26 protein-coding genes and 1 tRNA gene are annotated in these 23259 nt (G+C 52.9%); 18 read left to right on the top strand and 9 right to left on the bottom strand.

Going from position 1 to position 23259, the window contains the following annotated elements; translation table 11 throughout:
• The first annotated feature begins 51 nt into the window (after window positions 1-51).
• The 4 genes from K1V27_RS07470 to K1V27_RS07455 all read left to right on the top strand — a co-directional run bounded on the left by K1V27_RS07470 (window position 52) and on the right by K1V27_RS07455 (window position 3891).
• A complete protein-coding gene (locus tag K1V27_RS07470) occupies window positions 52-1227 on the top strand; it encodes an acetyl-CoA C-acetyltransferase (RefSeq protein WP_353740549.1) in 1176 nt (391 codons plus the stop codon).
• Between the two features lie 36 nt (window positions 1228-1263).
• On the top strand, window positions 1264-2115 hold the full coding sequence (locus K1V27_RS07465) for a 3-hydroxybutyryl-CoA dehydrogenase (RefSeq protein WP_258929009.1): 852 nt from the start codon (window positions 1264-1266) through the stop codon (window positions 2113-2115).
• Window positions 2116-2126: 11 nt separating this feature from the next.
• Entirely contained in the window at window positions 2127-3275 is a 1149-nt protein-coding gene (locus K1V27_RS07460; RefSeq protein WP_258929007.1) for an acyl-CoA dehydrogenase family protein, read from the top strand.
• A gap of 187 nt (window positions 3276-3462) precedes the next feature.
• Entirely contained in the window at window positions 3463-3891 is a 429-nt protein-coding gene (locus K1V27_RS07455; RefSeq protein WP_258929005.1) for a sll1863 family stress response protein, read from the top strand.
• A 49-nt stretch (window positions 3892-3940) separates the two neighbouring features.
• Here K1V27_RS07455 and K1V27_RS07450 read toward each other — a convergent pair whose 3' ends face one another.
• From K1V27_RS07450 to K1V27_RS07440, 3 genes are all read right to left on the bottom strand, one after another.
• Entirely contained in the window at window positions 3941-4108 is a 168-nt protein-coding gene (locus tag K1V27_RS07450; RefSeq protein ID WP_258929004.1) for a hypothetical protein, read from the bottom strand.
• A 476-nt stretch (window positions 4109-4584) separates the two neighbouring features.
• The gene (locus tag K1V27_RS07445) at window positions 4585-5127 is read right to left on the bottom strand and encodes a nitroreductase family protein (RefSeq protein ID WP_258929002.1); all 543 of its coding nucleotides are present in this window, start codon (window positions 5125-5127) and stop codon (window positions 4585-4587) included.
• A gap of 121 nt (window positions 5128-5248) precedes the next feature.
• Window positions 5249-6031, bottom strand: a complete 783-nt coding sequence (locus K1V27_RS07440) for an RluA family pseudouridine synthase (RefSeq protein ID WP_258929000.1) — start codon at window positions 6029-6031, stop codon at window positions 5249-5251.
• A 29-nt stretch (window positions 6032-6060) separates the two neighbouring features.
• Between K1V27_RS07440 and rsmG the strand changes: the two genes are divergently transcribed.
• On the top strand, window positions 6061-7542 hold the full coding sequence (rsmG, locus tag K1V27_RS07435) for a 16S rRNA (guanine(527)-N(7))-methyltransferase RsmG (RefSeq protein ID WP_258928999.1): 1482 nt from the start codon (window positions 6061-6063) through the stop codon (window positions 7540-7542).
• 176 nt (window positions 7543-7718) lie between these two features.
• Here rsmG and K1V27_RS07430 read toward each other — a convergent pair whose 3' ends face one another.
• Window positions 7719-8369: a YiaD family glycine zipper/OmpA-like lipoprotein gene (locus tag K1V27_RS07430; protein WP_309574000.1), complete on the bottom strand. Its 651-nt coding sequence runs from the start codon at window positions 8367-8369 to the stop codon at window positions 7719-7721.
• A gap of 477 nt (window positions 8370-8846) precedes the next feature.
• Here K1V27_RS07430 and K1V27_RS07425 point away from each other — a divergent pair, with 477 nt between their 5' ends.
• From K1V27_RS07425 to K1V27_RS07390, 8 genes are all read left to right on the top strand, one after another.
• Complete coding sequence (locus K1V27_RS07425; RefSeq protein WP_258928997.1) at window positions 8847-9509, top strand: AsmA family protein; 663 nt, start codon at window positions 8847-8849, stop codon at window positions 9507-9509.
• A 56-nt stretch (window positions 9510-9565) separates the two neighbouring features.
• Entirely contained in the window at window positions 9566-9784 is a 219-nt protein-coding gene (locus tag K1V27_RS07420; RefSeq protein ID WP_258928996.1) for a hypothetical protein, read from the top strand.
• A 9-nt stretch (window positions 9785-9793) separates the two neighbouring features.
• The gene (locus K1V27_RS07415; RefSeq protein WP_258928995.1) at window positions 9794-10171 is read left to right on the top strand and encodes a hypothetical protein; all 378 of its coding nucleotides are present in this window, start codon (window positions 9794-9796) and stop codon (window positions 10169-10171) included.
• Between the two features lie 219 nt (window positions 10172-10390).
• Window positions 10391-11512: a branched-chain amino acid ABC transporter substrate-binding protein gene (locus tag K1V27_RS07410; protein ID WP_258928994.1), complete on the top strand. Its 1122-nt coding sequence runs from the start codon at window positions 10391-10393 to the stop codon at window positions 11510-11512.
• 80 nt (window positions 11513-11592) lie between these two features.
• Window positions 11593-12498, top strand: coding sequence for a branched-chain amino acid ABC transporter permease (locus K1V27_RS07405; protein ID WP_258928993.1), 906 nt, complete (start codon window positions 11593-11595; stop codon window positions 12496-12498).
• Between the two features lie 55 nt (window positions 12499-12553).
• Window positions 12554-13462: a branched-chain amino acid ABC transporter permease gene (locus tag K1V27_RS07400; protein ID WP_353740548.1), complete on the top strand. Its 909-nt coding sequence runs from the start codon at window positions 12554-12556 to the stop codon at window positions 13460-13462.
• Entirely contained in the window at window positions 13459-14226 is a 768-nt protein-coding gene (locus K1V27_RS07395) for an ABC transporter ATP-binding protein (RefSeq protein WP_258928990.1), read from the top strand. Before K1V27_RS07400 ends, K1V27_RS07395 begins: the two co-directional genes overlap by 4 nt.
• Window positions 14227-14943: an ABC transporter ATP-binding protein gene (locus K1V27_RS07390; RefSeq protein WP_258928988.1), complete on the top strand. Its 717-nt coding sequence runs from the start codon at window positions 14227-14229 to the stop codon at window positions 14941-14943.
• A 40-nt stretch (window positions 14944-14983) separates the two neighbouring features.
• On the opposite strand, the gene K1V27_RS07385 is transcribed toward K1V27_RS07390, so the two are convergent.
• Both K1V27_RS07385 and K1V27_RS07380 read right to left on the bottom strand, forming a co-directional pair.
• The gene (locus K1V27_RS07385; protein WP_258928987.1) at window positions 14984-15760 is read right to left on the bottom strand and encodes an RNA 2'-phosphotransferase family protein; all 777 of its coding nucleotides are present in this window, start codon (window positions 15758-15760) and stop codon (window positions 14984-14986) included.
• Between the two features lie 115 nt (window positions 15761-15875).
• A complete protein-coding gene (locus K1V27_RS07380; RefSeq protein WP_258928986.1) occupies window positions 15876-16799 on the bottom strand; it encodes an arginase family protein in 924 nt (307 codons plus the stop codon).
• A 154-nt stretch (window positions 16800-16953) separates the two neighbouring features.
• Here K1V27_RS07380 and K1V27_RS07375 point away from each other — a divergent pair.
• The 3 genes from K1V27_RS07375 (at window position 16954) to rnhA (ending at window position 18593) form a co-directional block, all read left to right on the top strand.
• A tRNA-Gly gene (locus K1V27_RS07375) sits at window positions 16954-17028 on the top strand.
• A gap of 74 nt (window positions 17029-17102) precedes the next feature.
• On the top strand, window positions 17103-18146 hold the full coding sequence (locus tag K1V27_RS07370) for a DHH family phosphoesterase (RefSeq protein WP_258928985.1): 1044 nt from the start codon (window positions 17103-17105) through the stop codon (window positions 18144-18146).
• Window positions 18147-18155: 9 nt separating this feature from the next.
• The gene (gene rnhA / locus K1V27_RS07365; RefSeq protein ID WP_258928984.1) at window positions 18156-18593 is read left to right on the top strand and encodes a ribonuclease HI; all 438 of its coding nucleotides are present in this window, start codon (window positions 18156-18158) and stop codon (window positions 18591-18593) included.
• Here the strand turns inward: rnhA and K1V27_RS07360 are convergent.
• Window positions 18590-19063: a SoxR reducing system RseC family protein gene (locus K1V27_RS07360; RefSeq protein WP_258928983.1), complete on the bottom strand. Its 474-nt coding sequence runs from the start codon at window positions 19061-19063 to the stop codon at window positions 18590-18592. The genes rnhA and K1V27_RS07360 overlap by 4 nt on opposite strands.
• Window positions 19064-19096: 33 nt before the next feature.
• Window positions 19097-20146: an FAD:protein FMN transferase gene (locus K1V27_RS07355; protein WP_258928982.1), complete on the bottom strand. Its 1050-nt coding sequence runs from the start codon at window positions 20144-20146 to the stop codon at window positions 19097-19099.
• Window positions 20147-20374: 228 nt separating this feature from the next.
• Here K1V27_RS07355 and K1V27_RS07350 point away from each other — a divergent pair, with 228 nt between their 5' ends.
• Both K1V27_RS07350 and K1V27_RS07345 read left to right on the top strand, forming a co-directional pair.
• The gene (locus K1V27_RS07350) at window positions 20375-20824 is read left to right on the top strand and encodes a hypothetical protein (RefSeq protein ID WP_258928981.1); all 450 of its coding nucleotides are present in this window, start codon (window positions 20375-20377) and stop codon (window positions 20822-20824) included.
• 7 nt (window positions 20825-20831) lie between these two features.
• The gene (locus K1V27_RS07345; protein ID WP_258928980.1) at window positions 20832-21617 is read left to right on the top strand and encodes a histone deacetylase family protein; all 786 of its coding nucleotides are present in this window, start codon (window positions 20832-20834) and stop codon (window positions 21615-21617) included.
• On the opposite strand, the gene K1V27_RS07340 is transcribed toward K1V27_RS07345, so the two are convergent.
• Window positions 21603-23123, bottom strand: coding sequence for a HEAT repeat domain-containing protein (locus K1V27_RS07340; protein WP_258928979.1), 1521 nt, complete (start codon window positions 23121-23123; stop codon window positions 21603-21605). The genes K1V27_RS07345 and K1V27_RS07340 overlap by 15 nt on opposite strands.
• Between the last annotated feature and the right edge of the window lie 136 nt (window positions 23124-23259).

Below are 23259 nucleotides of genomic sequence, written 5' to 3'. Positions count from 1 at the left end.
ACCATGCGAAAATCCTGTTGATGAACTAATTCGAGCTATAAGGAGACGATGATGAGAGAGGCTGTTATTGTGAGTGCGGTTCGCACCCCATTGGGGAGCTTTAATGGATCCCTGAGCGGTATCGGAGCGACGCAGCTTGGCGGCATGGTGATCGAGGAAGCTGTGGGGCGTGCGGGGATCGCCAAGGAAGTGGTGGACGAGGTGATTATGGGTATGGTGCTCCCTTGCAGCTACGGTCAAAACCCCGCCAAGCAGGCGGCGGTTAAGGCCAACCTGCCGTGGGAAGTGGAGTGTATAACGGTCAACAAGGTGTGCGGCTCCGGTCTCAAGTCGGTCATGTTGGCAGCCCAGGCCATTCAGGTGGGAGATGCCGACATTGTGGTGGCCGGCGGCATGGAAAACATGAGCATGGCACCTTTCTACCTGGACAAAGCGCGTACCGGGTATCGCATGGGTGATGGTGTTCTTCATGACCACATGGTGCACGACGGCCTGTGGGACATCGTCAACGATTTTCACATGGGGATTTCCAACGAGCTGTGTTCGGAGAAATACAACGTCACCCGGGAAGATCAGGATCGCTATGCGGCAGAGTCCTACCGCAGAGCCTTGGAAGCCATAGAGACAGGCCGGTTTAAAGATGAAATCATGCCGGTTCCCATTCCCCAGCGCAAGGGCGAGCCCAAGCTTTTTGCCCAGGATGAGTGCCCGCGGCCAACGACCTATGAAGCGTTGTCGAAAATGCGGCCGGCCTTCCAGAAAGACGGAGTCACGACTGCCGGCAATGCCTCCATCATCAGTGACGGCGCTGCTGCCGTGGTGGTCATGGCGCGTGACAAGGCTCAGGAGCTGGGGTGTAAGGTTTTGGCTACAGTCGGTGCTCAGGCTTCTGCCGGCATCGACATGAAGTACGTTCTGGTAGCTCCCATTTGGGCGGTTCCCAAATGTTTGAAGAAGGAAGGCGTGGGAATTCAAGATGTAGATCTTTACGAAATCAACGAAGCGTTCAGCGGGTCAACGGTCGCGGTACTGAAAGAATTGCAGCTCGATCCGGCCAAGGTGAACGTTAACGGCGGCAGTGTAGCCTTGGGGCATCCCATCGGGGCAAGCGGCGGTCGACTGCTGGTCACCTTGTTGTATGAAATGATTCGCCAGGACAAGAAGACAGGATTGACCTCCTTGTGCCTGGGTGGCGGGGAAGCGGTTGCATTGTTCATCAAGCGCTAGCGATGACGATAGAGAGTTGAAAGGAGATGAGCAGCGATGGAAGTGAAAACATTTGGTGTTGTAGGGGCGGGACAAATGGGCAACGGTATCGCCCAGGTGGCGGCCATGAGCGGCCTGCAGGTGATCATGAACGATATCAAGGATGAGTTTGTGCAGAAAGGCCTGCAGAACATCACCAATCTGCTTACGAAGGCTGTTGAAAAGGGCAAGATGAGCGCTGAAGAAAAGGATGCGGTGCTCGGACGTATTAAGCCCAGCGTGGATTTGGCGGATATGTCGTCGGTTGATTTTGTGGTGGAAGCGGCAACCGAAAATGAACCGATAAAATTTCAGATTTTCAAGAACCTGGACAGCATTTGCCCGAAAGATGCCATTCTTGCCAGTAACACCTCTTCCATTCCAATCGGTCGGATTGCCGCTCAAACCCAAAGACCCGACAAGGTCATCGGCATGCACTTCATGAATCCCGTGCCGGTCATGAAGCTGGTCGAGGTGATCCGCGCCCTGACCACCTCCGATGAAACCTATAAACTGACCTGGGACCTGTCCGTCAGATTCGGCAAAACACCGGCAGAATCAAGTGACTATCCAGGTTTTATTGCCAACCGCATATTGATGCCGATGATCAACGAAGCGGTCTATTGTTTGTACCATGGTGTCGGTACGCGGGAAGACATCGACACCGTCATGAAGCTGGGTATGAACCATCCCATGGGCCCCCTCGCGTTGGCCGATCTAATCGGGCTGGATACGTGCCTCGCCATCATGGAAACACTTTTTGTGGGATTCTCCGACTCAAAATATCGACCTTGTCCGCTGCTGCGCAAATATGTGGAGGCCGGCTGGCTGGGACGTAAAACAGGACGCGGATTTTACGAATACAAATAGGGAAGGGCAGTATGAATTTTGAACTCACCGAAGAGCAACGCATCATTCAGGATACCGCCGCTAAATTTGCCAAACGTGAACTGGAGCCGGTAGCCGCTGAACTGGATCAAACAAAGAACCGGGACATCTTGAAGGGGAACCTGAAAAAACTGGCCGAACTCGGATTCATGGGACTGAACATCGACCCGGAATACGGTGGAACCGGTGCCGGGGCAATTGCCTTTTCCCTGGCCATGACCGAGCTGGGAAGAGCCTGTTCGGCCACTACGGTGACTGCTTCGGTGACCAACATGGTGGCCGAAGTGATTCAGGCGGTTGGAAGTGAAGAGCTCAAGCAAAAATACATTCCGCCCCTTTGCAGCGGAGAATACTACGCGGGAAGTTTTGGACTGACGGAAACGAGTGCCGGTTCCGACCCCGCATCCATGCGAACCAGCGCCGTGCTGGATGGAAACTCCTGGATTTTGAACGGTCAGAAGATTTTCATCAGCAGCGCTGAATTTGCCGGGGTGTTTGTGGTCTGGGCCGTAACCGACAAAGAAGCCAAAAAAGGCAAGGGAATCAGTGCCTTTCTGGTGGAACCCACGTTTCCCGGATTCACCGTGGGAAAGGACGAGAAAAAACTGGGACAGCACGGTTCTTCGACCAATGAGCTCATTTTTGAAGACTGCCGGGTTCCCAAAGAAAATCTCCTGGGAAAGCTCAACGATGGTTACCGTATTGCCGTTGCCGAACTCGCCGGCGGGCGCATCGGTATTGGTTCCATGGCACTTGGGATCGGATTCGCTGCAATGGATTTTGCCACCAACTATGTGCAGGAGAGAGTGCAATTTGACGTGCCGCTGGCCAGGCAGCAGGCAATCCAGTGGATGATTGCAGACAACTATACACGGCTGGATGCGGCGAAGCTTCTCTTGCTGCGCGCCGCTTTTCTCAAAGACCAAAAAAAAAGCTACTCCAAAGAAGCTTCCATGGGTAAGCTGTATGCCACTGAGGCTGCCAACAAAGCGTGCTACGATGCCATCCAGATGCTTGGCGGGTACGGCTACACCCAGGATTTCCCGGTCGAACGCTTCTATCGTGACGTCAGGGTGACCACCATCTATGAGGGTACCAGCGAGATTCAGCGGCTCATCATAGCCCGTGAGCTGTTGAGGTAGAGGTCGTTAATGGGTGTAGGCTGAACAACGGCAGGCGACCTTCGTTTTTGCTGGAAAAAAGTAATAAGAATATTGGCCGATCTGGTGTACAACGGGACCATGTAAAACAAAGGTTGAGCAGTGCAGAGTAGAATTTCTCTGCGGCAAGGTAACCACGGTTGCAGTCAGGGACGAAGGAGATTCGATTATGCGACGATTGGGTTGGGTTATTGCGATTGGTTTGGCGTTTTGTGCGACGGCTTGCGCTCCCAAAACAGAAGACAAAACGGTGAGCAGCAAAGAGGTTGTGGAACAGACCCAAAAGGCTTTGGACACGCTGCAGAAATACTTTAAGGAGCAACAGGTGGTGCACCTGAAAGGGGCTGAGGCCAGACTCGACCTGCTCGGTCGACGTATAGCCATTCTGCAGGCCCGGGCGGAAAAGATGGGTGAAGAGGCCAAGTCCAAATTCGAAACACAAGTGGCTGCCTTCAAGGCCAAGGAAGAGGCTGCCAGGAAGAAGTTTGCAGAAATGCTGGCGGCCAAAGATGGAGAGTGGGAAAAGATGGCGGCAGGCATCCGGACCCTTACGAACGATTTGGAAAACGAGTTCAACAAGATCCTGGAAAAGTTATAAACGACTAACTCCAATCGCCTGGTATGAGTGATCGTGCCAGGCGATGCATCTACCGCAACCAGGTATCCTTGGGCGGAATCTTCGGCTCGAAGGATGCATCCAGCACCATGGCGCCTCCCAGTAGAGCCAGCCCCCCGCCCGCAAAGGGGTTGTTGGCAAATACCAGAACTCCCGTCAAGCCAAATATGATCCCCGAAAGCAATCGTAGGAGCCTCATTTCAGTTTCCTTCGTGATTATAGGTTTGACAATGAATCGCATTTTCAAACCGATCTATCGGCAATTTTGGTGCCAGACTTTATTTCTCCGTCGCCTGGCCCGTTTCCGAGGTATTGCACGGAGAGCTGGTGCGGTCGAGTGTAAACCAGGTAGACGATTTATACGGAAGTGGCGATCATATTGGCACGATCGATGGCAGCGCATTGGAAGTCTAAGGGTAGTCTTACATGACCAATTTGTAACCAGGATAACCGGGCATACATGGCATCTTCGGGTGCTTGTCCGGGTTGAACCGACTTTGGAGCAACCGGGTGTGCCCGCTGCAAGCACCCATTTGCGGGTGCCTGAAGGGGGACTGTTTGGCGTGCCGGATGTGTGATATGAGAAAAGGACGGGTTTTCTCGGGGATGGACTGATCGGCCTGGCGGCAGGGTGGGCGGAAAGCAACGCGGCTTTCCCCCGGCCCTGCGGGGGACCTAAAACTTTTCGTAGTGTGAGAATTCCCTGATTTCTCTACGCTTGGGTGCGGAAGAAATTTTTGCGGGATAGCCCAGGGGAATGAGAGTGACCAATTCATATCCTTCTGGCAGACCGACTATTTGGGCCGCCTTAGCGTGGTCGAAAAGCCCCACGATGACGGTTCCCAAACCCAGGTCATGGGCGGCCAGACAGAGATTCTGGGTGGCAATTCCCAAATCGAACAGGAACCAGTCACCAAATTTTGTCGTCACTTGATCCTTGTAAAAGCCTGAGCTCTTGAGCTTACCGCAAACAGCCAACAGCACCGGTGCATCCACAATGGCTTTGGTGGCTGGATTTCCCTTGCCCATAGTCTCCTGCAATTTCTGTTTGGTGGCGCTCTCTTTGATCACTACGATTTCCCAGCACTGTGTATTGGCCCAAGAGGGTGCCCACTGCACCGCTTCCAGCACCTGATTCAGGAGCTCTTCCGGAACCATCTTGTCTTCGTATTTACGAATGCTGCGCCTGTCTTTGATGGCTTTCATCAATTCTCCCATAGAATTCTCTCCTCTTTGGTTGGTGCCTTCATTGCCTTCATATTGTTATTTTTGACCATGCTGCCATCAGATATATCGAAACTTCCTCTGCACAGGAGCGAAAGGATCCGGGGCAATTCTTTCACAAACCGGTCGAATGAACAAGGGGAAGGCAGGAATAAATCTGCGGGCGCAGTTCATCCCAGTTCCAGGGAGGGGCGTTGGCAACTGCCTGCTCTGCGGCCCAGGGCCAGCCTTTGGGCAGCGGTGCCTGTATCGCCATCTGCACCTTGCGGGTAGGATGCATGATGCGAAGACTTCTGGCAAAAAGCGCAATTTGCCTTTGGGGCAGAGCCGAGGATGCGCCATAGCGCTTATCTCCGAGCAACGGGTGTCCTATGTTTGCAAGCTGCAGTCTGATTTGATGCTTTCTTCCCGTTTCCAGCCGAATTTCGAGCAGGCTGAGGGACTTATCGGTGTCGACCAGTCGATATGAGAGTGTAGCAATCCGGCTTCTACTGTTCGATTGCGATACAATTCTGTTATGCTTAACACCCGTTTCGATGAAATTTGTCAATCTGCCCCGGCCCTCTGGCGGCCGACCTTCGACCACCGCCAGATAGGTCTTTGCGACACTCCCCGATCGAATCTGCTCGCTGATCCTTCCCGCCGCCTTCGATGTTCGGCAAAAGAGAACGACTCCTGCAACGGGCCTATCGAGTCGATGCACCATCCCCAAAAACACCCGGCCGGGTTTGCCGTATTGTTTTTTAAGCCATAATTTGCCAAGCTCCAGCAGTGAAACGTCCGCCGTTTTGTCTCCTTGAACCAGCAAGCCAGCCGGTTTATATAGAGCGAGGAGATGATTGTCCAAGTACAAGACGGGCCATTCGGGTGAAAAAAAGAAACTGACAGTTTCACTCATTGATCAATCCTAAAGAGAGCGTCACGCCGATGCAGCGAAAAAATCGCACTAGTGCCGAGCCGTCGGGCTCAAGAAACGCCAGTCCTCAGCATATGGCAAGCTTGCTCGAGGGCTGCGGCGTACATCTGACACCTGAACAGCGCCGGCAGATATGGACTTATCACCAACTCATTCGAGAACACAACCCGGAGTTGAACCTGACGCGCATTCGCAATTTTACCAATATGGTGTTGAAACTGTACGCTGATTCTGTGATACCGGGCCGGTTGATTGAGCTTCCTTCTCCGTTGCTGGACATTGGCACCGGGCCGGGGATGCCGGGAATCCCCCTGAAGATCGTTTACCCCCACCTGGACGTCTACCTGGCCGAGAGTCGCCGGAACAGGATCGCCTTTCTGGAAAAGGTCTGTGCGGCATTGGTTGCCGACCATCTTCATGTGATCGGACAGAGCATCAATCGTTCCTTCGAACAGCCCATGGCGGGGGTCATCAGCAGAGCCGTAGGTCGCATAGAAGACACCCTGGATCGCATTCATGGGTGCCTGGCCGAAGACGGCCTGGCCATATTTATGAAAGGGCCGCAGTGTGATGAGGAAATTCAATCTGCCATCAACCGCTTCGAGCACGGTTACAAGTTGCTTCACAACATCCCCTACCGAATTCCCGGAACTCCGCATGCACGCCGCCTGGTGGTCTTCCAGCGCAGGCATGCACCGCCCGGCAGAATAAAGCAGGAAGCTATGCAGCGTTTTTCAACCAGGCGAATCGACAGCGAGCAAAACGAAATCTTCAGAGGGTTAAAGAAGCTGCTGTCGGCACGCGGCATCAGAAAACAAAACCAGGCTTTGCTGTCTGGTTGGAAGCAGGTGACCGAGACGCTGCGAGATTTTCCGGAACGATGTGTCGGGTGGATCAGCAAGGCTGATAATGATCCGCCGCCGGCTGGAGCGCCGGATCACATGGTGTGGTATCAATTGGCGCCGCTGCTGTTCCAAGCCATCGATCAATTTGGGACACACGCGCCGCTGCTGCTCATCACAGTGCCGCCTCTGGAACGTTGGGAACCGCCGTTCGGATTTCCTGAGGGTTGCACCGTAATGGTACCGTTTCAGGACCCGGAAAACGTCGGAGCATTGATTCGATCCGCTGTTGCTTTCGGCGCCACCCAGGTGATTCTGCTTGCAGAAAGTGCTCATCCGTATCACCCAAAGGCTTTGCGAGCTTCGGGCGGAGCGGTTTTGCGCGCCAGGCTGCTGCACGGACCGGCCCTCCACGAAATCCCCGCCGATCTGCCCATAGTGCCGCTTTCCACCCATGGCAAAAATATCGCGCAGGTGGAGTTTCCCTCCGCCTTCGGTCTGTTGCCGGGGCTGGAAGGGCCGGGAATACCCGAGGGTCTCAAGGCTCAAGCAGTTTCCATTCCCATCGAGGCCGCCGTCGAATCGCTCAACGCTGCGGTGGCTGGAGCCATTGCGCTCTATGTGTGGTCCTCTATCAAAGCGGATCGATGAAAGACCGCCGCGCCCGGACCGACTGGATGCTGCCACGAATTTATTATCGGGTTTCTTTATGAGTGCCGCACGGCTGCATGCCGGGGCGGCCAATCGTGGAAATGGCAAGCAACAACCAAGCGCCGAGACGAATCTCGGCTCTTGGCGTGCTCCAGACAAAAATTACCTTTGGGCCTCTAGGCTTGTACCGGAACGATTATGACGTTCACTCGCCGGTTGAGCTGGCGACCGGCTTCGGTATTGTTGGAAGCGATCGGCTGGGCTTCCCCAAAGCCGACCGCCTGAATTCTCGCAGGGTCCACTCCCCTGGACAGCAAGGCATTCTTGACGGCATTGGCGCGATCCTCAGAAAGTCTCAAATTGTAGCTCTCAGACCCGGTGCTGTCGGTGTGCCCCTCCACCCGTATACGGGTCTGGGGATAGCGCTGCAAAACGCCGGCAACGCGATCGATTTCCGTATATCCCCCCGGGTTGAGCACCGCGGAATTGACGTCGAACAGCACATCGGACCTGAAAGTCACCGCCAAGACATCCTGTTCCCGTTGAATAGCCGCACCTTCAACGTTGGCAAAAGCCTGCCGCAGCTCCTGCTCCTGTTTGTCCATGTAGTTTCCGATCAACCCCCCGGCGATCCCTCCGGCAAGCGCTCCCGCCCCGGCTCCGATTAAAGTAGAGGCTGTATCGCCGCCGATGGCAGCCCCGAGGGCGGCACCTGTGGCGGCGCCGACGCCGGTGCCGATGGCCGCTCCCTGTTGCGTCTTATTCATTCCGGCGCAACCGGAAAGTATGAATACGAAGATCAACGCAATAACAATCCTGCTTTTCATTTTAACCTCCTTGGTGTGGCCACAATCAGCTGCCTATGCAACACTCTCTGAACACAGCCAGATTCCGTAACAATAAGGTGCTGTCGGATGCCTTCGGAATCACTCCCACTCCTGCGAATGAAACGATGTGCCGCTGCATTCATTAATTGTACCGCGGGCTGCTTCCACGGTCTTCCTTCCAACTCCAACAATAGACCTCTCCGCTGCCTTTGGCAAGGAGGCATCCCCTGGCTTGTGCGAGTCTCCCGCCTCCTCCCGGCAGCTTCATCATAACCTGGTTCTCCCGGCCGGCGAGGGATTTTTTTAACGCCTTCCAGCGGGAGTTGAAAGGAGAGCCATATTAACAGAAAAGCGCCATGAACGGCAGGGAAATAGGTGCAGCGCTGCACGCCTTGCTGATCCTGATTTGGTTTGCCTATTGCCAAGCAATGCGTTACATGACAAGACAAACTACAAGCTGCCACTGGAGACCTGCAGTTGCTTCCTGAGAAGAAGGAAAATAGAGTAGCACCGACGGCTAAGAATTGCGCCCGGCTTCGGCGCGCCGGCCTGTGTTTCCTGCTTCTAGCGGCAAGCGCCGCAATGGTATTGAGTCTTCCCTGGACCCAGAGGAAAATGGTGGGCGCAGTGCTCGATAAAGTTGAAAAACTGACAGCCATGACTATTAAAGTGGAGTCATACGAATGGGTGCCGTTTTCACAAATGCGTCTGGGATCGTTGCGGGTTCAGTCGGGTCGGGAGGATTTCCTGCGTTGTGAAATGGCGCTCCTGGATTATCGCCTGTCGTTCAAGTGGCCCTACGTGATTCCCACGGTCCTTCTCCTGGACAAACCGGAATTCCGCCTGCAAAGGGATGGCCGTGGGAAATGGTCCATTCCGCGACAGGCAACCAGCAGTGACAAGGTTCCTCCGCGGAAAAAAAATAGGGTTTCCAAACAAACAGGGTTTTGGTGGCGTGATTTTCCCTGGCCGCAAGTGCAGGTTCGATCGGGGCGAATTCTGGCATTTCAGCAAGGAGAATTGGTCCTTTCGGTGCAAAATTTTACCGGGACAGTTCCGTTTCGAGTAATGGACGGAGGCGATGTTCCTGTTTTGAAAATACAACTTGACCAGTGGCATGGGGATGTCGTTTTGCAATAGAAACGGGTTTACTGCAGGCACGACGCCAATGTGCAACTTACAGGGGGGTGATCCCAATGAAAATGCAGGAAGTTCGCGCCAGGGCAAGGGAGCTTGGAATCAATTCGTTTGGCAAGACGAAGATCGATTTGATCCGGGAGATTCAGAGGAAAGAAGGCTACTTTGATTGTTATGGAACTGCAGTTGGCGGCTTATGCGATCAAACGGAATGCTGCTTCCGAGCCTCCTGTCTGGCAGAAGGCAAATCGCAAAAAAAAGGCGGCAAGAAACCGTGAGGAGTGTTCATGACGACAAATCTTGAGACCGAGGACAGGATCGTACTTTTACAGATCCAGAACAGCAAAAAACCTCTGGAGCTGATCCAGTTGGTGTGGGACAAGAAGCGGAACTCTTTTGAAACGGAAGGCCTCAAGGACCTTTTTGGGGTAAAGGAAATACGCATTGAATCAAAAGCGCTGCTGGAATCGCTGGAGAGATACAGCCATGTTCTCTCTTTCCTTCTTGAAACAATGTCTGCAGCAGAAGAGTATAACCTTCCCTATGCCTATCAGAACGAATTCGAGTTCGGAAATGAAAAATATACCCTTCATGAAGAGGGAGAATATCGGGTATTGAGGACGTTGGGGGAGGAACGGGAAGAGAGCCTGCCGCTGCGTCTGTGATTGACGGGAGCAGGCTGTGGTATGAGCGGGAAATGTGCCCGAGAGCCAGGTGCCGTGTGCGTCAAGCACCGTGCCGTGTGGCTTCGAGGGGGATTAACGCGTAAGTTGACAGAGGGCCTCTTCTCTGATATTTTCCGCACACTTCAATCATTGAAATGGGGTAGTTCCGAGGCACGTTGGCTGTTCTTAACGGTATCTTTTTTCAGCAAGGAGGGTTGCATGAAAAAACTTTTATTAGTTGCCCTGGCATTGGCGTTGATATGCGGTTCAGCCTATGCGGCCGAACCTGTAAAAATCGGCCTCATGGGACCCATGACGGGATCATGGGCAAGTGAAGGACAGGAGATGAAGCAGGTTTTGGATCTCTTGGCAGCCGAGCTTAATGCCAAAGGTGGCTTGCTTGGCCAAGAGGTCGTTGTGGTGAGCGAAGATGATGGTGGTGATCCCAGAACTGCGGCTCTGGCTGCGCAGCGTTTGGCCACCCAGGGTATTGTCGGAGTGATAGGCACATACGGCTCTTCTGTCACCGAAGCCACGCAAAATATCTACGATGAAGCCAAGATCATTCAGATTGCCAATGGCTCAACCGCCATACGGTTGTCCGAAAAGGGGCTGCAATATTTCTTCCGAACCTGCCCCAGGGACGATGAACAGGCTAAAGTCGGCGCACAAGCCATAGAAAAGATGGGGTTCAAGAAAGTTGCCATCGTGCACGACAACACCACCTATGCCAAAGGGCTGGCCGATGAGGCAAAGGGAATCCTTGATGCCAATAAGGACATAGAGATTGTTTTCTTCGAGGCCATTGTGCCGGGAGAAAGGGACTACACAGCCATTTTGACCAAGATGAAGGGCTTCGAGCCCGATGTGGTCTTTTTTACCGGCTACTACCCTGAAGCCGGACTTATTCTTCGACAAAAGCAAGAGATGAACTGGGATGTGCCCTTTATCGGAGGCGATGCCACCAACAACCCCGATCTGGTCAAGATTGCCGGGCAGGATGCAGCGGCCGGTTTCTATTTCTTGAGCGCTCCGTTGCCCAAAGATCTCCCCTCGGAAGACGCAAAGCAGTTTCTGGAGGCCTTTTCCAAGAAGTATGGCAATCCCCCCAGTTCCATCTACGCAGTCCTGGCCGGTGATGGATTCCGTGTCCTAGTCCACGCCATAGCGGAAAGTAAATCGACCGATCCGGATAAGGTGGCAAACTTTTTACACAACGACATCAAAGATTTTCCCGGACTGACCGGAAAGATCTCCTTTGACGATAAGGGAGACCGGGTTGGCGAGGTCTACCGCGTCTACCAAGTAGATGACCAGGGGCAGTTTATCCTGATGCCCTGACGTTCCTTCCCGGATCAGCACATGGAACTCTCTTCCGTGTGCTGATCTTTTTTTATCCTCTTGTTTGCGAATAGTGATTGATGGAACAATTCTTCCAACAACTGACCAACGGTCTGGCAGTCGGGGCCATTTACGCCCTCATTGCTCTGGGCTACACCATGGTCTATGGTGTCCTCAAATTGATCAACTTTGCCCACGGCGATCTATTCACCATCGGCGCCTACCTTGGTCTGACGCTCCTGACGTCCCTGGCTCTGACGGAACACATCGGCCCTGTTTGGGGTGTTTCGGTATTGGCCGTCATGGTCATGGGACTGGTGGCACTGATAGGAGCCTTGCTCGATAGATTGGCGTACCGCCCCTTAAGAGAATCTCCCAGGCTATCTGCGGTGGTGTCTGCTCTGGGAGCCTCCATTTTCTTCCAGAATACCGTGATGCTGATCTATGGTGCAAGATTCCAGGTGTATCCACAAAATATTTTGCCCAAGACCGCCATCAATATTTTTGGCCTTTACGTTCCGCTGATTCGCATTCTAATTTTGCTCGCCTCGATTGTGATGATGGGTGCCCTGTATTTTTTCATCCAAAAAACCAAGGTTGGCACCGCCATCCGTGCGGCTGCCATTGATCAGGGGGCGGCGCGTTTAATGGGGATTGATGTGAATCGCGTCATCCTCATGGTGTTTTTGCTCGGTCCAGCCATGGGAGGTGTAGCCGGTTTGATGGTGGGTCTCTACTATGGCCAGATCAATTTCACAATGGGCTGGGTCTACGGGCTGAAAGCTTTCACTGCGGCCATTTTAGGGGGGATAGGGAACATACCGGGAGCCATGGTGGGAGGCATCCTGCTGGGAGTTATTGAAGCGATGGGAGCGGCTTACCTTTCCATCGCCTGGAAGGATGCCATTGCCTTTTGTGTCCTGATCCTGATACTTATTTTTCGGCCGACCGGCCTTCTAGGTGAACGGGTTGCAGAAAAAGTATAACGGTAAGATCAATCCCAGAAACGCGGTTTACACTGCGGTTGCAGTCGTGCTGGCAATGCTGCCGGCTTTTCTCAATCCCTACTGGGTTGATGTCCTGAACAGCATCGGTATATATGCGATTTTGGCGCTGAGCTTGAACATCATCGTGGGGCACGCGGGACTCTTCAACCTCGGCCACGCAGCGTTTTATGCCATAGGCGCCTATACGGCAGCGATTATCAACACACGCTTTGGCGTTCCGGTCTTGTGGCTGCTGCCCCTTTGCGCCTTGACGGCGGGGCTGTTCGCCCTGATCGTTGCGCGTCCCATCATACACCTGCGCGGCGATTATTTGTGCATTGTCACCATCGGGGTAGGCGAAATCGTGCGCATTGCCCTTATCAATAACGTGTTCGGGATGACCGGTGGGGCAAACGGCATTTTTGGCATCGATCGACCGTCAGTGTTCGGTTACACCGTTCGATCTCCTTACCAGTTTTTTTATCTCATTTGGGCGTTTGCCGGTCTGACCATATTTTTGTTTCACCTGCTGGAATATTCCCGTTTCGGGCGCGCCCTCAATTATCTGCGAGAAGATGAAGTGGCGGCGGAAGGAAGCGGGATCAACACCGCTCACTATAAACTGGCCTGCTTTGTTGTGGGGGCCGCGTGGGCGGGCATGGTCGGAAATATCTATGCTGCAAAAATGACGATCATTTCACCCGAGTCTTACAGTTTTTGGGAATCCGTGCTGATGTTTACCATTGTCATCCTGGGAGGCTCCGGCAGCATCCCCGGCGTCCTGTTGGGGGCCTTTCTCATCATCGGGCTACCGGAAATTTTTCGCGAATTCGCCAACGCTCGGATGCTGATTTTCGGTGCCGCCATGGTGGTCATGATGATTTTTCGCACTCAGGGCATCCTTCCCAGTCGACCGCGTAGCTACAAGCTCAGCAAATTGAGGGCAGGGGAAGGGAGTCCATGAGTCTCCTGTCGATCAAGCGTCTCACCAAGAGTTTCGGAGGTCTGACCGCCGTCAACAACGTCTCTTTCGATGTGGAACCCGGCCAGATCGTTGGTTTGATTGGGCCCAACGGTGCGGGTAAAACCACAGTTTTTAATTTGATCACCGGGATCTATCGGCCCGACCAGGGAGAAATTCTCTTTGATCAACAGGCTGTATCCCGATTGCCTACGCATCGAACGATTTCCTTGGGAATCGCCAGGACCTTCCAAACCATTCGCTTGTTCCAAAATCTGTCTGTGCTGGAAAATGTGTTGTCGGGCCGACATTGCCTCATGAAATCAGGAGTCTTTTCTTCACTCCTGCACACTCCGCGGCAACGCAGAGAGGAACGTGCCGCACTGGTCAAGGTGCTCCAGTACTTGGAATTTGTCGGTTTAAGTGATCAGGCCGAGCAACTGGCCAAGAATCTTTCCTACGGAAATCAGCGCCTGCTGGAGATTGCCAGAGCTCTTGCCACCGAACCCAGATTGCTGATTCTTGACGAACCGGCAGGGGGCATGAACGAACAAGAGACATCCTCGCTGGTTGCTCTTATCACCAGGATGCGGGAAAATGGCATCACCATTTTGCTCATAGAACATGACATGAGCCTGGTCATGCGCGTTTGCGAAAATATAGTGGTATTGGAGTACGGCTCGAAGATTGCCGAAGGATCCCCGGAAGAGATCAAGCAGAACCGGCGGGTTATTGAAGCGTATCTGGGCACCGAGGATGAGGAATAGATGCTTCTGGAAATTGTCGACCTGAGAGTAAAATACGGCAGCATTGAAGTCCTCCATGGGATTAACCTGAAGGTGAGGGAAGGGGAGATCGTTACCATTCTGGGAGCAAATGGCGCCGGCAAGTCAACGACGCTTTTGGCCATAAGTGGATTGGTCAAAGCTTCCAGTGGAGCCGTGTATTTCGACAAGAATCCTCTGCACAAACTTCCCGCCCACAAAGTGGTGCAGCAGGGGATTGCTCAAGTTCCTGAAGGACGGCGCATGTTCGGCACTCTCACCGTGCAGGAGAATTTGAGTCTGGGAGCCTACACGTGTAAGGATTCGGCACAGATAAAAAGAACCAGGGAGTGGATTTACGAGATGCTTCCCGTTCTCGCCGAGCGGCGCAACCAGCTCGCTGGAACTCTCAGCGGAGGCGAACAACAGATGCTGGCAATCGGCCGGGCTCTCATGAGTCAACCCAAAATCCTGTTGTTGGATGAACCAAGCCTCGGGCTGGCACCCCTCCTGGTCAAAATGATCTTTCAGACATTGGAAGAAATCAATGAAACCGGGGTCACCATGGTTCTGGTGGAACAGAACGCCAGAGCGGCACTCAAGTTGGCCAATCGCGGCTACGTCATGGAAGTCGGCAACATTGTTCTGGAAGACGATTCCGCCAGCCTCATGTCCAATTCCGAAGTACAGGCGGCTTATTTTGGGGGTACTCCAGCTTAATCTCGGCTCGGCATCCCCCCTTGGCGCCCGCCAGAATGGATCACACGGTTCTTTTCCAGCGGTCCTTGACTTTTCTTGCTTCACGTTTCCATTGAGGCCCCTGCTTGTTTTTTTTCCCTTTCCGGGCCGTCGCTCGGACCGCGGCTTCTCCCACTGCCTCGCGAAAATGGTCCACACCGACTACAAACGACCCCGGCAATTCCTCTCTAAGTGTCTTTTGCGGCGTTCTATCCTTCTTTTTAGGGCGCGACCCGAGCAATTCTTCCTCGCCTACGGGAGGGAACCGCAGATGTTCCATCGGAACGGCCTCAAACAGGAACAGATCGTGACCGGCGCCACGAATCACGACATCGTCACCTGCAGCCTGCTGTGCCAGGATCTCCACAAGAAAGGAGTAGGGATCACGGCGCCTGCCGATCCTCAAGGCAAGATCCCTGTCGGCGCAGGCCGCCAAAAAAGAACGTCCGCTTGCCCGTAGTCCGTGTCTTGATGCAAAAGTGTAGTATTTCCGAGTGCATGCGTAGAAGAGCCTGGGCGGAATCTTGTGCGCAATGGAGTAAATGGGAACGGGAAACTGACTTCGCAAATGGAGTAGATTATCCTTAACGGTAAAAGGGAGTTCAATTTGCAGATGGTGGAGCTCGTGAATATGGCTTTGGCGCACAAAGCGCAATGCCGGATCTTCCTGAAGAGCCCAGTAGAATTCTTTCCACGGCATCGTGCCGTCGGCATCCCAAAAAAGTCCATATTCCGCCGGAGCGTGATAAGCAATGTAAGAAATTGTTTTTGCAAGAGTTTTTGGCAATAAGCGAGCCATAAATTGTCCTCAAGAGTCAACTTAACACATCGTTTATATTAATAAAATACTTTAAGTCAAAGGGCAACCGCAATGTTGTCGGGCTGGATCATGAAAACGATTTTGCCACCGTTGCTCAGCACAAGTCAGGTGTGCCCAGGACACCTATGACAGGTGGAATAACCGTGCGAGCAATGTCGCTCCTGGAGCCGCCGCCCAAAACCACTTCAACACGTCCGGTGCACAGTTCTTCGGCCATGCATCGCATCATTTTGGCAATGGGCAGGTACGCCTTGAGGCTCAGACCCAAATCACCGTAATCTCCCTGGTGCGTATCGAAACCAAAATACCAAAAAAGCATCTCCGCTTTGAAATCCTGCACGCGCGATTGAAATGCCTGAACAGCCGTCTGAGCATAGAGCTCGTCGATATCGGTCTCACTGGATACGGGACTGGATGAAAACCAGCGAAATCTTCCCGGAGCGGGCACGTCCACCTTAGTGCCATCGGCAGATTCGTAGCTCGAAGAGCACATGCACACGTGTAGCACATCGGCATCATTTTTGAGCAAATCACGCGTTCCATCACCATGATGGGCGTCGCTGTCCAAAATGGCAAATCGTTTTACGCCATAGCGTTCGCGCAGCACATGGATGGCAATCACCACATCGTTGAAGCAGCAGTACCCGCCAAAGAAGTCTCGTCCTGAGTGGTGTCCGCCGGCACCGATGAAAGCAAAAGCGTTGCGGATTTCTCCTTGAACGATTTTTTCTGCAGCAAGCACAACGCCACCCACCGAATGCCAACCGGTGGCACACAACGGGTCCAGTTTGACCTGGCGGAGCAATTCCGCGGTGTGCACTTTGAGTATGAGTTCCTCATCGATGGGCGGAGATTCATACAGATGATACCGATCATCAGCGAGTAATGGATTGAGGGCATGAGGAAAGTGTTGCAGGCGGGATCCCTGTGTGAGGTAGCTGCGGCGGCTGAAGCTCGGGTGGTAAAAGATGCCGGTGTGATACTTGTGTTGTAAGGGTTTGTTGTCGATTTGGCTCATCGTGACATCGCCTCCTGGAGGAAAGTTCCATCGTGCCGCTTTAGTTTACATAATATATATTATCAGACTTCAATCGCACCTCGCCAAAACCACACCACGAAACTTTTTACTTGACTAGCAAAGCGTTTTTGACTACATATCAATGCGCAACCGAGCGGGAATAACTCAGCGGTAGAGTGCAACCTTGCCAAGGTTGAAGTCGCGGGTTCAAATCCCGTTTCCCGCTCCACCGTCAATCAGGGGTGGTTCCAGCCACCCTTTTTTTATGACTGATCTCTGCTCCGTCCGCCTCAACTCAAAACGATGACGAACAAAGAAACGCCACCCACAACAAAAATCGCCACCAGAAGGCGTTCTTCCAGGGAGATCCTCAAGAACCTCTATGAGCAGTTCACGTCCAAGGATCAGGTGCTCATCACCATCGACCCGGACCCCGATTCCATCGGCGCCGCACTCGGCCTTAAACGACTCTTGTGGCACAAAGTGCAGTCTACTACCATCGGGCTCATTCGGCCAATGAAAAGGCTCAATAACCTCACCTTGATAAGGTTGCTCAGGGTCCCCCTGGTGGTGCTCGACGACGACAACATCAATGAATACAAGAGTGATACCACCAAGTACGTGATTGTCGACGGTCAGCCCAACCATAATGAGGCTTTTTCTCAGTTTGACTATTCAGTCGTCATCGATCACCATCCCCTGACCCCGTCGGCGGCAGATGCGCCGTTTGTGGATATTCGCCCCGATTATGGTGCAACCGCCACCATGTTGACCGAATACTTGAAAGCTGCTCAGATTAAACCTTCACAGTCCCTGGCCACCGCTCTGCTTTACGGCATCAAGACGGATACGCGTAACTTTGAGCGGCATACGACTGCCCGGGACATTGAAGCATTTCGCTATCTGTATAGTCTGGCCAATCATAACATCTTGATCAAGGTAGAAATATCAGACCTGTCCCTGCGCGATCTGAAATTCTTCCAGAAAGCAATTGAACGCAAACATGTCGTCAAAGAACGCATTTTTGCCCATATTGACGAGGTGCCCACGGCAGACATCCTGGTTCTGATTGCCGAATTTTTCCTCAAAGTGCATGACATTTCCTGGAGCATCATTTCTGGAATCCAGGACCAAAATCTCGTGGTCATCATCCGCAATGATGGCTATCGCAAGGATGCCGGTAAAGCCATTAAGAAGGCATTCAAGAACCTGGATTGTTCAGCGGGCGGACACAAAGCCATGGCCAGAGCCGAAATACCTATGGAGGCCCTGTCCGAAGTCCTTCCCCGGTGCAATTCGACGGCGATTGAAAGATACATTCGCAAACGACTCTCGCCCTTTTCCTGATCAGCAGCAATGAAAAAAGTCGCAATGTTCACCGATGGAGCATGTTCGGGTAATCCTGGTCCGGGTGGCTGGGGAACCATTCTTCGCTACAAGACCGTAGAAAAAGAACTGTCCGGCTTCTCCCCTTCCACTACCAACAATCGCATGGAGCTCACGGCGGTCGTTGAAGGACTGAGAGCATTGAAGCAACCCTGCCGTTTAGACATTTATACCGATTCACGCTACCTGAGAGACGGAATCACCAGCTGGATACACACATGGAAGAAGAACGGATGGCAGACCAGCAACAAGTTGCCGGTGAAAAATAAAGACTTGTGGGAAGCTCTTGACAAAGAAGCGCAGAGGCATTCCATCGTGTGGCATTGGATCAAGGGGCATGCGGGACATCCAGAAAATGAACGGGCAGACCGCCTGGCCCGCGCAGCAATCGCCTCGCAGGGTCGCTAGTGCCCCGTATTGAAGAGCGATTGCCGGTTATCGGTGCGCTCCGCCGTGCACCGTGTAATCCCCGTTATCCTTGACCGATAGTGTGGTTTGGCGTGCGTGTCATACCATTTCGCTATGCCGAATACCGTGACCATGCATAAAACACCGCATAGTACCGCTCCCATGGATTCATCCAGGGCTATGGAAGGAGCCAGCTTGCTGCCGAGGATCGTCCCCGTCAAAAGTGCCAATACGGGAAGGATATAGACGATAAAGGTCGCTTTGAGCAAGGATCGCGCCGGAACGCTGATTTGAACCCAGTCCCCCGTCTGTGCATGCATCTCGTTGGTGACTTCCACGAGCATTTCGTCATGCTCGGAGGAACCGCAGGTTACCCGTGAATGGCAGCCGGCACATGCGGATGATCGGTGCACAAGAACCAATGCCGTGGATGGGCCAACTTCCTGAACCAAGCCCTCTTCTGTGATCATGGATGAGGCCCCGTCGATCGAACAGAATGCATTTCAAGCCGCGGGCGGCCAATCTATGGAAAATCTCCGCTGCTGGGGAGCAATGATCAACCCCCTGACCCCGTTCTCTCTCATTGATTGCAAAAACTTTGTCCCCTCGACTGTTCCCATGACAAAAGCGCTGGTGGAGAGAGCATCGGCGGTCATCGCATCGGGTGCCATGACGGAGACGCTTGTAAGCCCGACAGCGGGCAAGCCGCGTTCCGGCGAAATGATGTGGTGATAGAGCCTTTCCTGATCGAAGTAGACTTCATAGTTTCCAGAGGTGGCCACAGCTCCGCTGATCATCCTTATGCTCTGCAGACACTTGTCCTTATTGAGCGGATCCTGCACCCCTATGATCCACGGCGTGCCGTTGCCCTTCGGGCCCAGAACACGAATATCTCCACCGGCATTGATCATGGCATGCCGGATCCCGGCAGAACGAACGACATCCATGGTTCGGTCTACCACATATCCTTTGGCGATGCCGTCCAGGGTGATTTCCATCCGGTCTTGCCGGAAGGATACTTCATGGGTTGCCAAATGCAGGTTTTGACTCCCGACGTAATGCATGGCTTCTTTTACCAGTGCCTCATCAGGAGGCCTGTGAGTCTTTTCGAAACTGGCCCGGTAAAGATCCAGTACGGGCTTTATGGTGACATCGAAAGCGCCTGCGGTGGCCGTGTGAAATCGGAGGGATGAATGGATCACCGCATGCAACTCCGGGGGAAGGTCTCTCAGGTTGCCGGTGCGATTGAGGAACCCGACGGGTGTTGAATCATCGTGGCAATTGAGAATGCCGATGACTCGGCTCATTTCTTCAAAAGCTTTTTCCATGGCCGCTTGCGCGCGTTCCTTGGAAGGATCAAACATGGTCAGATTGACGAATGTGCCCATGCACATACGGCTGCCCGTAACCTGATAGAATTCTCTATTGAAACGTGCAGCGGCGGCACCCAGGGGGGAGCCCAGCGTCTTGGCACCAACAGCCAGCCAGGCCGAGATCGCCACGAAGTGTCTGCGTGTCATATCCTGCTTTGCCTCACCCGGATCTTGACTCATCCATTAACCTCCTGGAAAAGGCTAACCAAACATGATAACTTTGTGTTGTACGTAATTGCAAAAGTTCAAATCGTTTATCGGCATGAGTTTTTTTACTTGAAAAGCCAGGGAGTGTCAAACTCCCAGTGTTGCTCAAATAGCCTTTAAGCCACAGACGAGAGAGTCATATCTTAGAATCTCGATGCAACCCATGTCGGCTGGCTGATTTGGATGGTATCAGGATGATTTATGATAAGCCCTGAAGATTCTGCCGAATCGGATGAAATAGTGCTTTACATGCTGCACTGCGGACTGGATGGTAGGATTTTGCAGAAAGTATGCCGTCAATACGATTTAAACATCCGCATTCACCAGTTTCCCCGCGAGGAATTATTTTCCTATCACATGCACACCAGGCGCAAGACTCCTGATCTCATCCTCATCCGTGGGCATTTCATCCCGCTGGTCCATGAACTCGATCACAACCGTGATATTCCATATGTGGTAGTGTCGTCCAAACTCAAATACGGCAATGGACAACCGGTATTTATCCATGCTGACAAGGGTTATAAAGATTCGCAAGACACATTGGCCATATATCATTCCCTGGCCCGGACTATCAAAAAGATGGTGGAAGCGCGGCTGGGTGGTCACCAGACGGAACGGGATGAAGGAACTCCCGGCGGTCCTCAAGGATAGGTGAAAAGTGTTAAAGATCATATATCATGAAGACTATTTGACCGATTATTTCACCTCGTTGGCTGAAAACCCGCTTCGAATTTCCATCATATACAATAAGCTCAAGGACTACTACGCAACCGTGGAGCCGGAAAAGGCCTCCAAGGAAAGCATTCTGCGAGTTCATTCGCAAGAGCATTTGGAGAAGGTCCAGCAGGAAAGCATGGAAACCTATCAGACCGCCATGCTGGCGGCCGGAGGGGCGTTATGTTCGGCTCACCTGGCCTGCCAGGGTCAACCGAGCTTTGCGATCATCCGACCGCCGGGACATCACGCCGGGAGATCTCGATACGGGGGCTTCTGTTTTTTTAACAACATCGCAGTGGCCGTAGCGGAGCTCCTGGAAACCGGCCTCATCCGTAAAGCGGTCATTGTGGACATAGACATGCACCGGGGCGACGGTACCCAAGACATTTTTGCGGAGACCTCGTCGGTTTGCGTCATCGATGTTTGGTCGAGGCAGCGTGAAGCTTACCTGGAACTTCTGCAGGATGAACTAGACCGTGTTGAGGAGGCAGACATCATCGCTGTTTCGGCAGGTTTTGATTTGTATGTAGAAGATTGGGGGGGACTGCTGGAATCATCCGACTTTCACCGGATCGGCTGCGCCATCCATGAAACGGCTCATGCCAAAGCCCGGGGACGATATTTTTCGCTGCTCGAGGGAGGATATTTTCTCAACGACCTTGGCAAAAACGTCTTGGCTTTTTGCCAAGGTCTGGAAGGAAAAAAAGGCGAATCAGATGCCGTTTAGAGCGGTTTGGTGACGGTTTTGTTTAATCTCTCTGGCCCTTCTTATTACCGGAGAGATCCATATGCGACTGAATTTTGCCCCGTAGGATTCCTGCATTTTTTCCAATTCACAGATATTCCCCTCAAGTGCCAGAATAGTCCACTCCAGCTCGACCAGAGCCCCGTTGGCTTGGCTGTTGGATTTCAATCGCTGATAGGCGGTTTTGATCGACGGCAGGTGCTTTTCGCGCGCTGCATAGCGCAAGGCTTTAGCGGCGGCCCTAAAAACTTCGCTATGGGAATCCTGCAGCATCTCAATGAGACTTTCGACCCACGGAGAAGCGGATTCATGAGCAAAAGCCCCGACCGCTGCCGCTCTAACATTCAAATCCGGATCCCCGGTCAAAGCGAAAAGCCTGCGGAATGTCAGCTCGTCAGGCTGGCTCGCCAGCACTTTTACCGCCTTCAGGCGGACTTCGGAGCTTGTGTCCTGCAGAAGTTCGAAGAGTATGGCACGCAGCGATTCGACTTCGGTTCGTCCAGCCAGCTGCTCGGCCGTGAGCTGTCGGACAGAAAAGTCCTGATCTCGGGCAAGCTTTTGGATGATGTTCGCGTCCGGCTGGTCTTCAGCTGCAAAATAAAAGCGCGCTGCCAGTCGTCTGCGGCTGGGTTCCCCATCATTCAGATACAGTTCAATTCGATTGCCAAGGGTCTCCCTGATCAAAGCGGCGAGCTTTTGAGAGGTCGGAAAGCGTACCGAGAACAAAGCTTTTTCCATGGCACTCAACATCCTGTCGCCACCTCCGGGGAGATTCTCCAAACAGACTTCCACTGCAGTTTCGAAGAGCTCCTCTCCACATCTCATCTGCCCCAGGCACTTGAAGGCCTTCAAGAGGACAGCGGGGCGTTTGCTCTTGAGTAGTGCCCGAACGAAGTGGAGCTTCACCTGCTGCTCTTCTTCAGTCCTGTTTTTCAAGCGGGAATAGAGAAGCTCTTCCTCAGGGGCTGCCTCGACCACACACAATGCATTGCCTCTGGGCGGTGCCAACAGGCCGTCAATGAGAACAAAAGGAAGTAGATTGGGGTGGAGGGACTTAAAGATATGGCACTCCACAACCCTGCTCGCAGGCGACGTCGAGTCTCCGGCTGCCATGGTGGGGATAGCCATGCTGTGGGAAAATGCAAAGGAGTGCTTGTCTTTCCACCCGTGAGTGATGAATAAAGGTTCGACGTATTTCCAATCCCTCAGAATATTGAGCGCTTTATTCCACTGCTCCGATTGTTCCGAAAGGATGAGCGGTGGCCTAGATTTGAACGAGACAAGTTCTTGAACAATCTGGTTGCTTGACAAGACGACGACGTCGCCGCCGTCGGCATGCAAGTGATAGAATATCAACCCAAATCCAAGGCCCTTAAATACTTCGGATTCAAATGTAGATTTGACCTCTTCGATATAGGCGAGGACATTACCCAGCACTTTGTCGGGATTTCCAAGGAAGCTTTTCTGGTCGATTCTTGCATTGATCATAAACAATCTTTCCTTCATGGCTTGCACAGGGTCGCCGTGCTGATCACAGCAGCCAGAACCCTTGCCGGCCTTTTAGCAACATTGATTTGCGTGGGATGCAATAAGCCACAAATCGACCCACGGGCGTAGGGTCTAG

Source organism: Desulfoferrobacter suflitae (assembly GCF_022603395.1).
GTDB classification, from domain to species: domain Bacteria; phylum Desulfobacterota; class Syntrophobacteria; order Syntrophobacterales; family Syntrophobacteraceae; genus Desulfoferrobacter; species Desulfoferrobacter suflitae.
The sequence above is the reverse complement of the archived record's forward strand: the minus strand, read 5'-3'. Positions and strand labels throughout refer to the sequence as shown.

Bases quoted from the DNA above. Each gene is read 5' to 3' on its own strand.
- K1V27_RS07470 (WP_353740549.1), top strand. From the start codon at position 52: ATGAGAGAGGCTGTTATTGTGAGTGCGGTTCGCACCCCATTGGGGAGC.
- K1V27_RS07465 (WP_258929009.1), top strand. From the start codon at position 1,264: ATGGAAGTGAAAACATTTGGTGTTGTAGGGGCGGGACAAATGGGCAAC.
- K1V27_RS07460 (WP_258929007.1), top strand. From the start codon at position 2,127: ATGAATTTTGAACTCACCGAAGAGCAACGCATCATTCAGGATACCGCC.
- K1V27_RS07455 (WP_258929005.1), top strand. From the start codon at position 3,463: ATGCGACGATTGGGTTGGGTTATTGCGATTGGTTTGGCGTTTTGTGCG.
- K1V27_RS07450 (WP_258929004.1), bottom strand. From the start codon at position 4,108: ATGAGGCTCCTACGATTGCTTTCGGGGATCATATTTGGCTTGACGGGA.
- K1V27_RS07445 (WP_258929002.1), bottom strand. From the start codon at position 5,127: ATGGGAGAATTGATGAAAGCCATCAAAGACAGGCGCAGCATTCGTAAA.
- K1V27_RS07440 (WP_258929000.1), bottom strand. From the start codon at position 6,031: ATGAGTGAAACTGTCAGTTTCTTTTTTTCACCCGAATGGCCCGTCTTG.
- rsmG (WP_258928999.1), top strand. From the start codon at position 6,061: ATGCAGCGAAAAAATCGCACTAGTGCCGAGCCGTCGGGCTCAAGAAAC.
- K1V27_RS07430 (WP_309574000.1), bottom strand. From the start codon at position 8,369: ATGAAAAGCAGGATTGTTATTGCGTTGATCTTCGTATTCATACTTTCC.
- K1V27_RS07420 (WP_258928996.1), top strand. From the start codon at position 9,566: ATGAAAATGCAGGAAGTTCGCGCCAGGGCAAGGGAGCTTGGAATCAAT.
- K1V27_RS07415 (WP_258928995.1), top strand. From the start codon at position 9,794: ATGACGACAAATCTTGAGACCGAGGACAGGATCGTACTTTTACAGATC.
- K1V27_RS07410 (WP_258928994.1), top strand. From the start codon at position 10,391: ATGAAAAAACTTTTATTAGTTGCCCTGGCATTGGCGTTGATATGCGGT.
- K1V27_RS07405 (WP_258928993.1), top strand. From the start codon at position 11,593: ATGGAACAATTCTTCCAACAACTGACCAACGGTCTGGCAGTCGGGGCC.
- K1V27_RS07400 (WP_353740548.1), top strand. From the start codon at position 12,554: ATGCTGCCGGCTTTTCTCAATCCCTACTGGGTTGATGTCCTGAACAGC.
- K1V27_RS07395 (WP_258928990.1), top strand. From the start codon at position 13,459: ATGAGTCTCCTGTCGATCAAGCGTCTCACCAAGAGTTTCGGAGGTCTG.
- K1V27_RS07390 (WP_258928988.1), top strand. From the start codon at position 14,227: ATGCTTCTGGAAATTGTCGACCTGAGAGTAAAATACGGCAGCATTGAA.
- K1V27_RS07385 (WP_258928987.1), bottom strand. From the start codon at position 15,760: ATGGCTCGCTTATTGCCAAAAACTCTTGCAAAAACAATTTCTTACATT.
- K1V27_RS07380 (WP_258928986.1), bottom strand. From the start codon at position 16,799: ATGAGCCAAATCGACAACAAACCCTTACAACACAAGTATCACACCGGC.
- K1V27_RS07370 (WP_258928985.1), top strand. From the start codon at position 17,103: ATGACGAACAAAGAAACGCCACCCACAACAAAAATCGCCACCAGAAGG.
- rnhA (WP_258928984.1), top strand. From the start codon at position 18,156: ATGAAAAAAGTCGCAATGTTCACCGATGGAGCATGTTCGGGTAATCCT.
- K1V27_RS07360 (WP_258928983.1), bottom strand. From the start codon at position 19,063: ATGATCACAGAAGAGGGCTTGGTTCAGGAAGTTGGCCCATCCACGGCA.
- K1V27_RS07355 (WP_258928982.1), bottom strand. From the start codon at position 20,146: ATGAGTCAAGATCCGGGTGAGGCAAAGCAGGATATGACACGCAGACAC.
- K1V27_RS07350 (WP_258928981.1), top strand. From the start codon at position 20,375: ATGATAAGCCCTGAAGATTCTGCCGAATCGGATGAAATAGTGCTTTAC.
- K1V27_RS07340 (WP_258928979.1), bottom strand. From the start codon at position 23,123: ATGATCAATGCAAGAATCGACCAGAAAAGCTTCCTTGGAAATCCCGAC.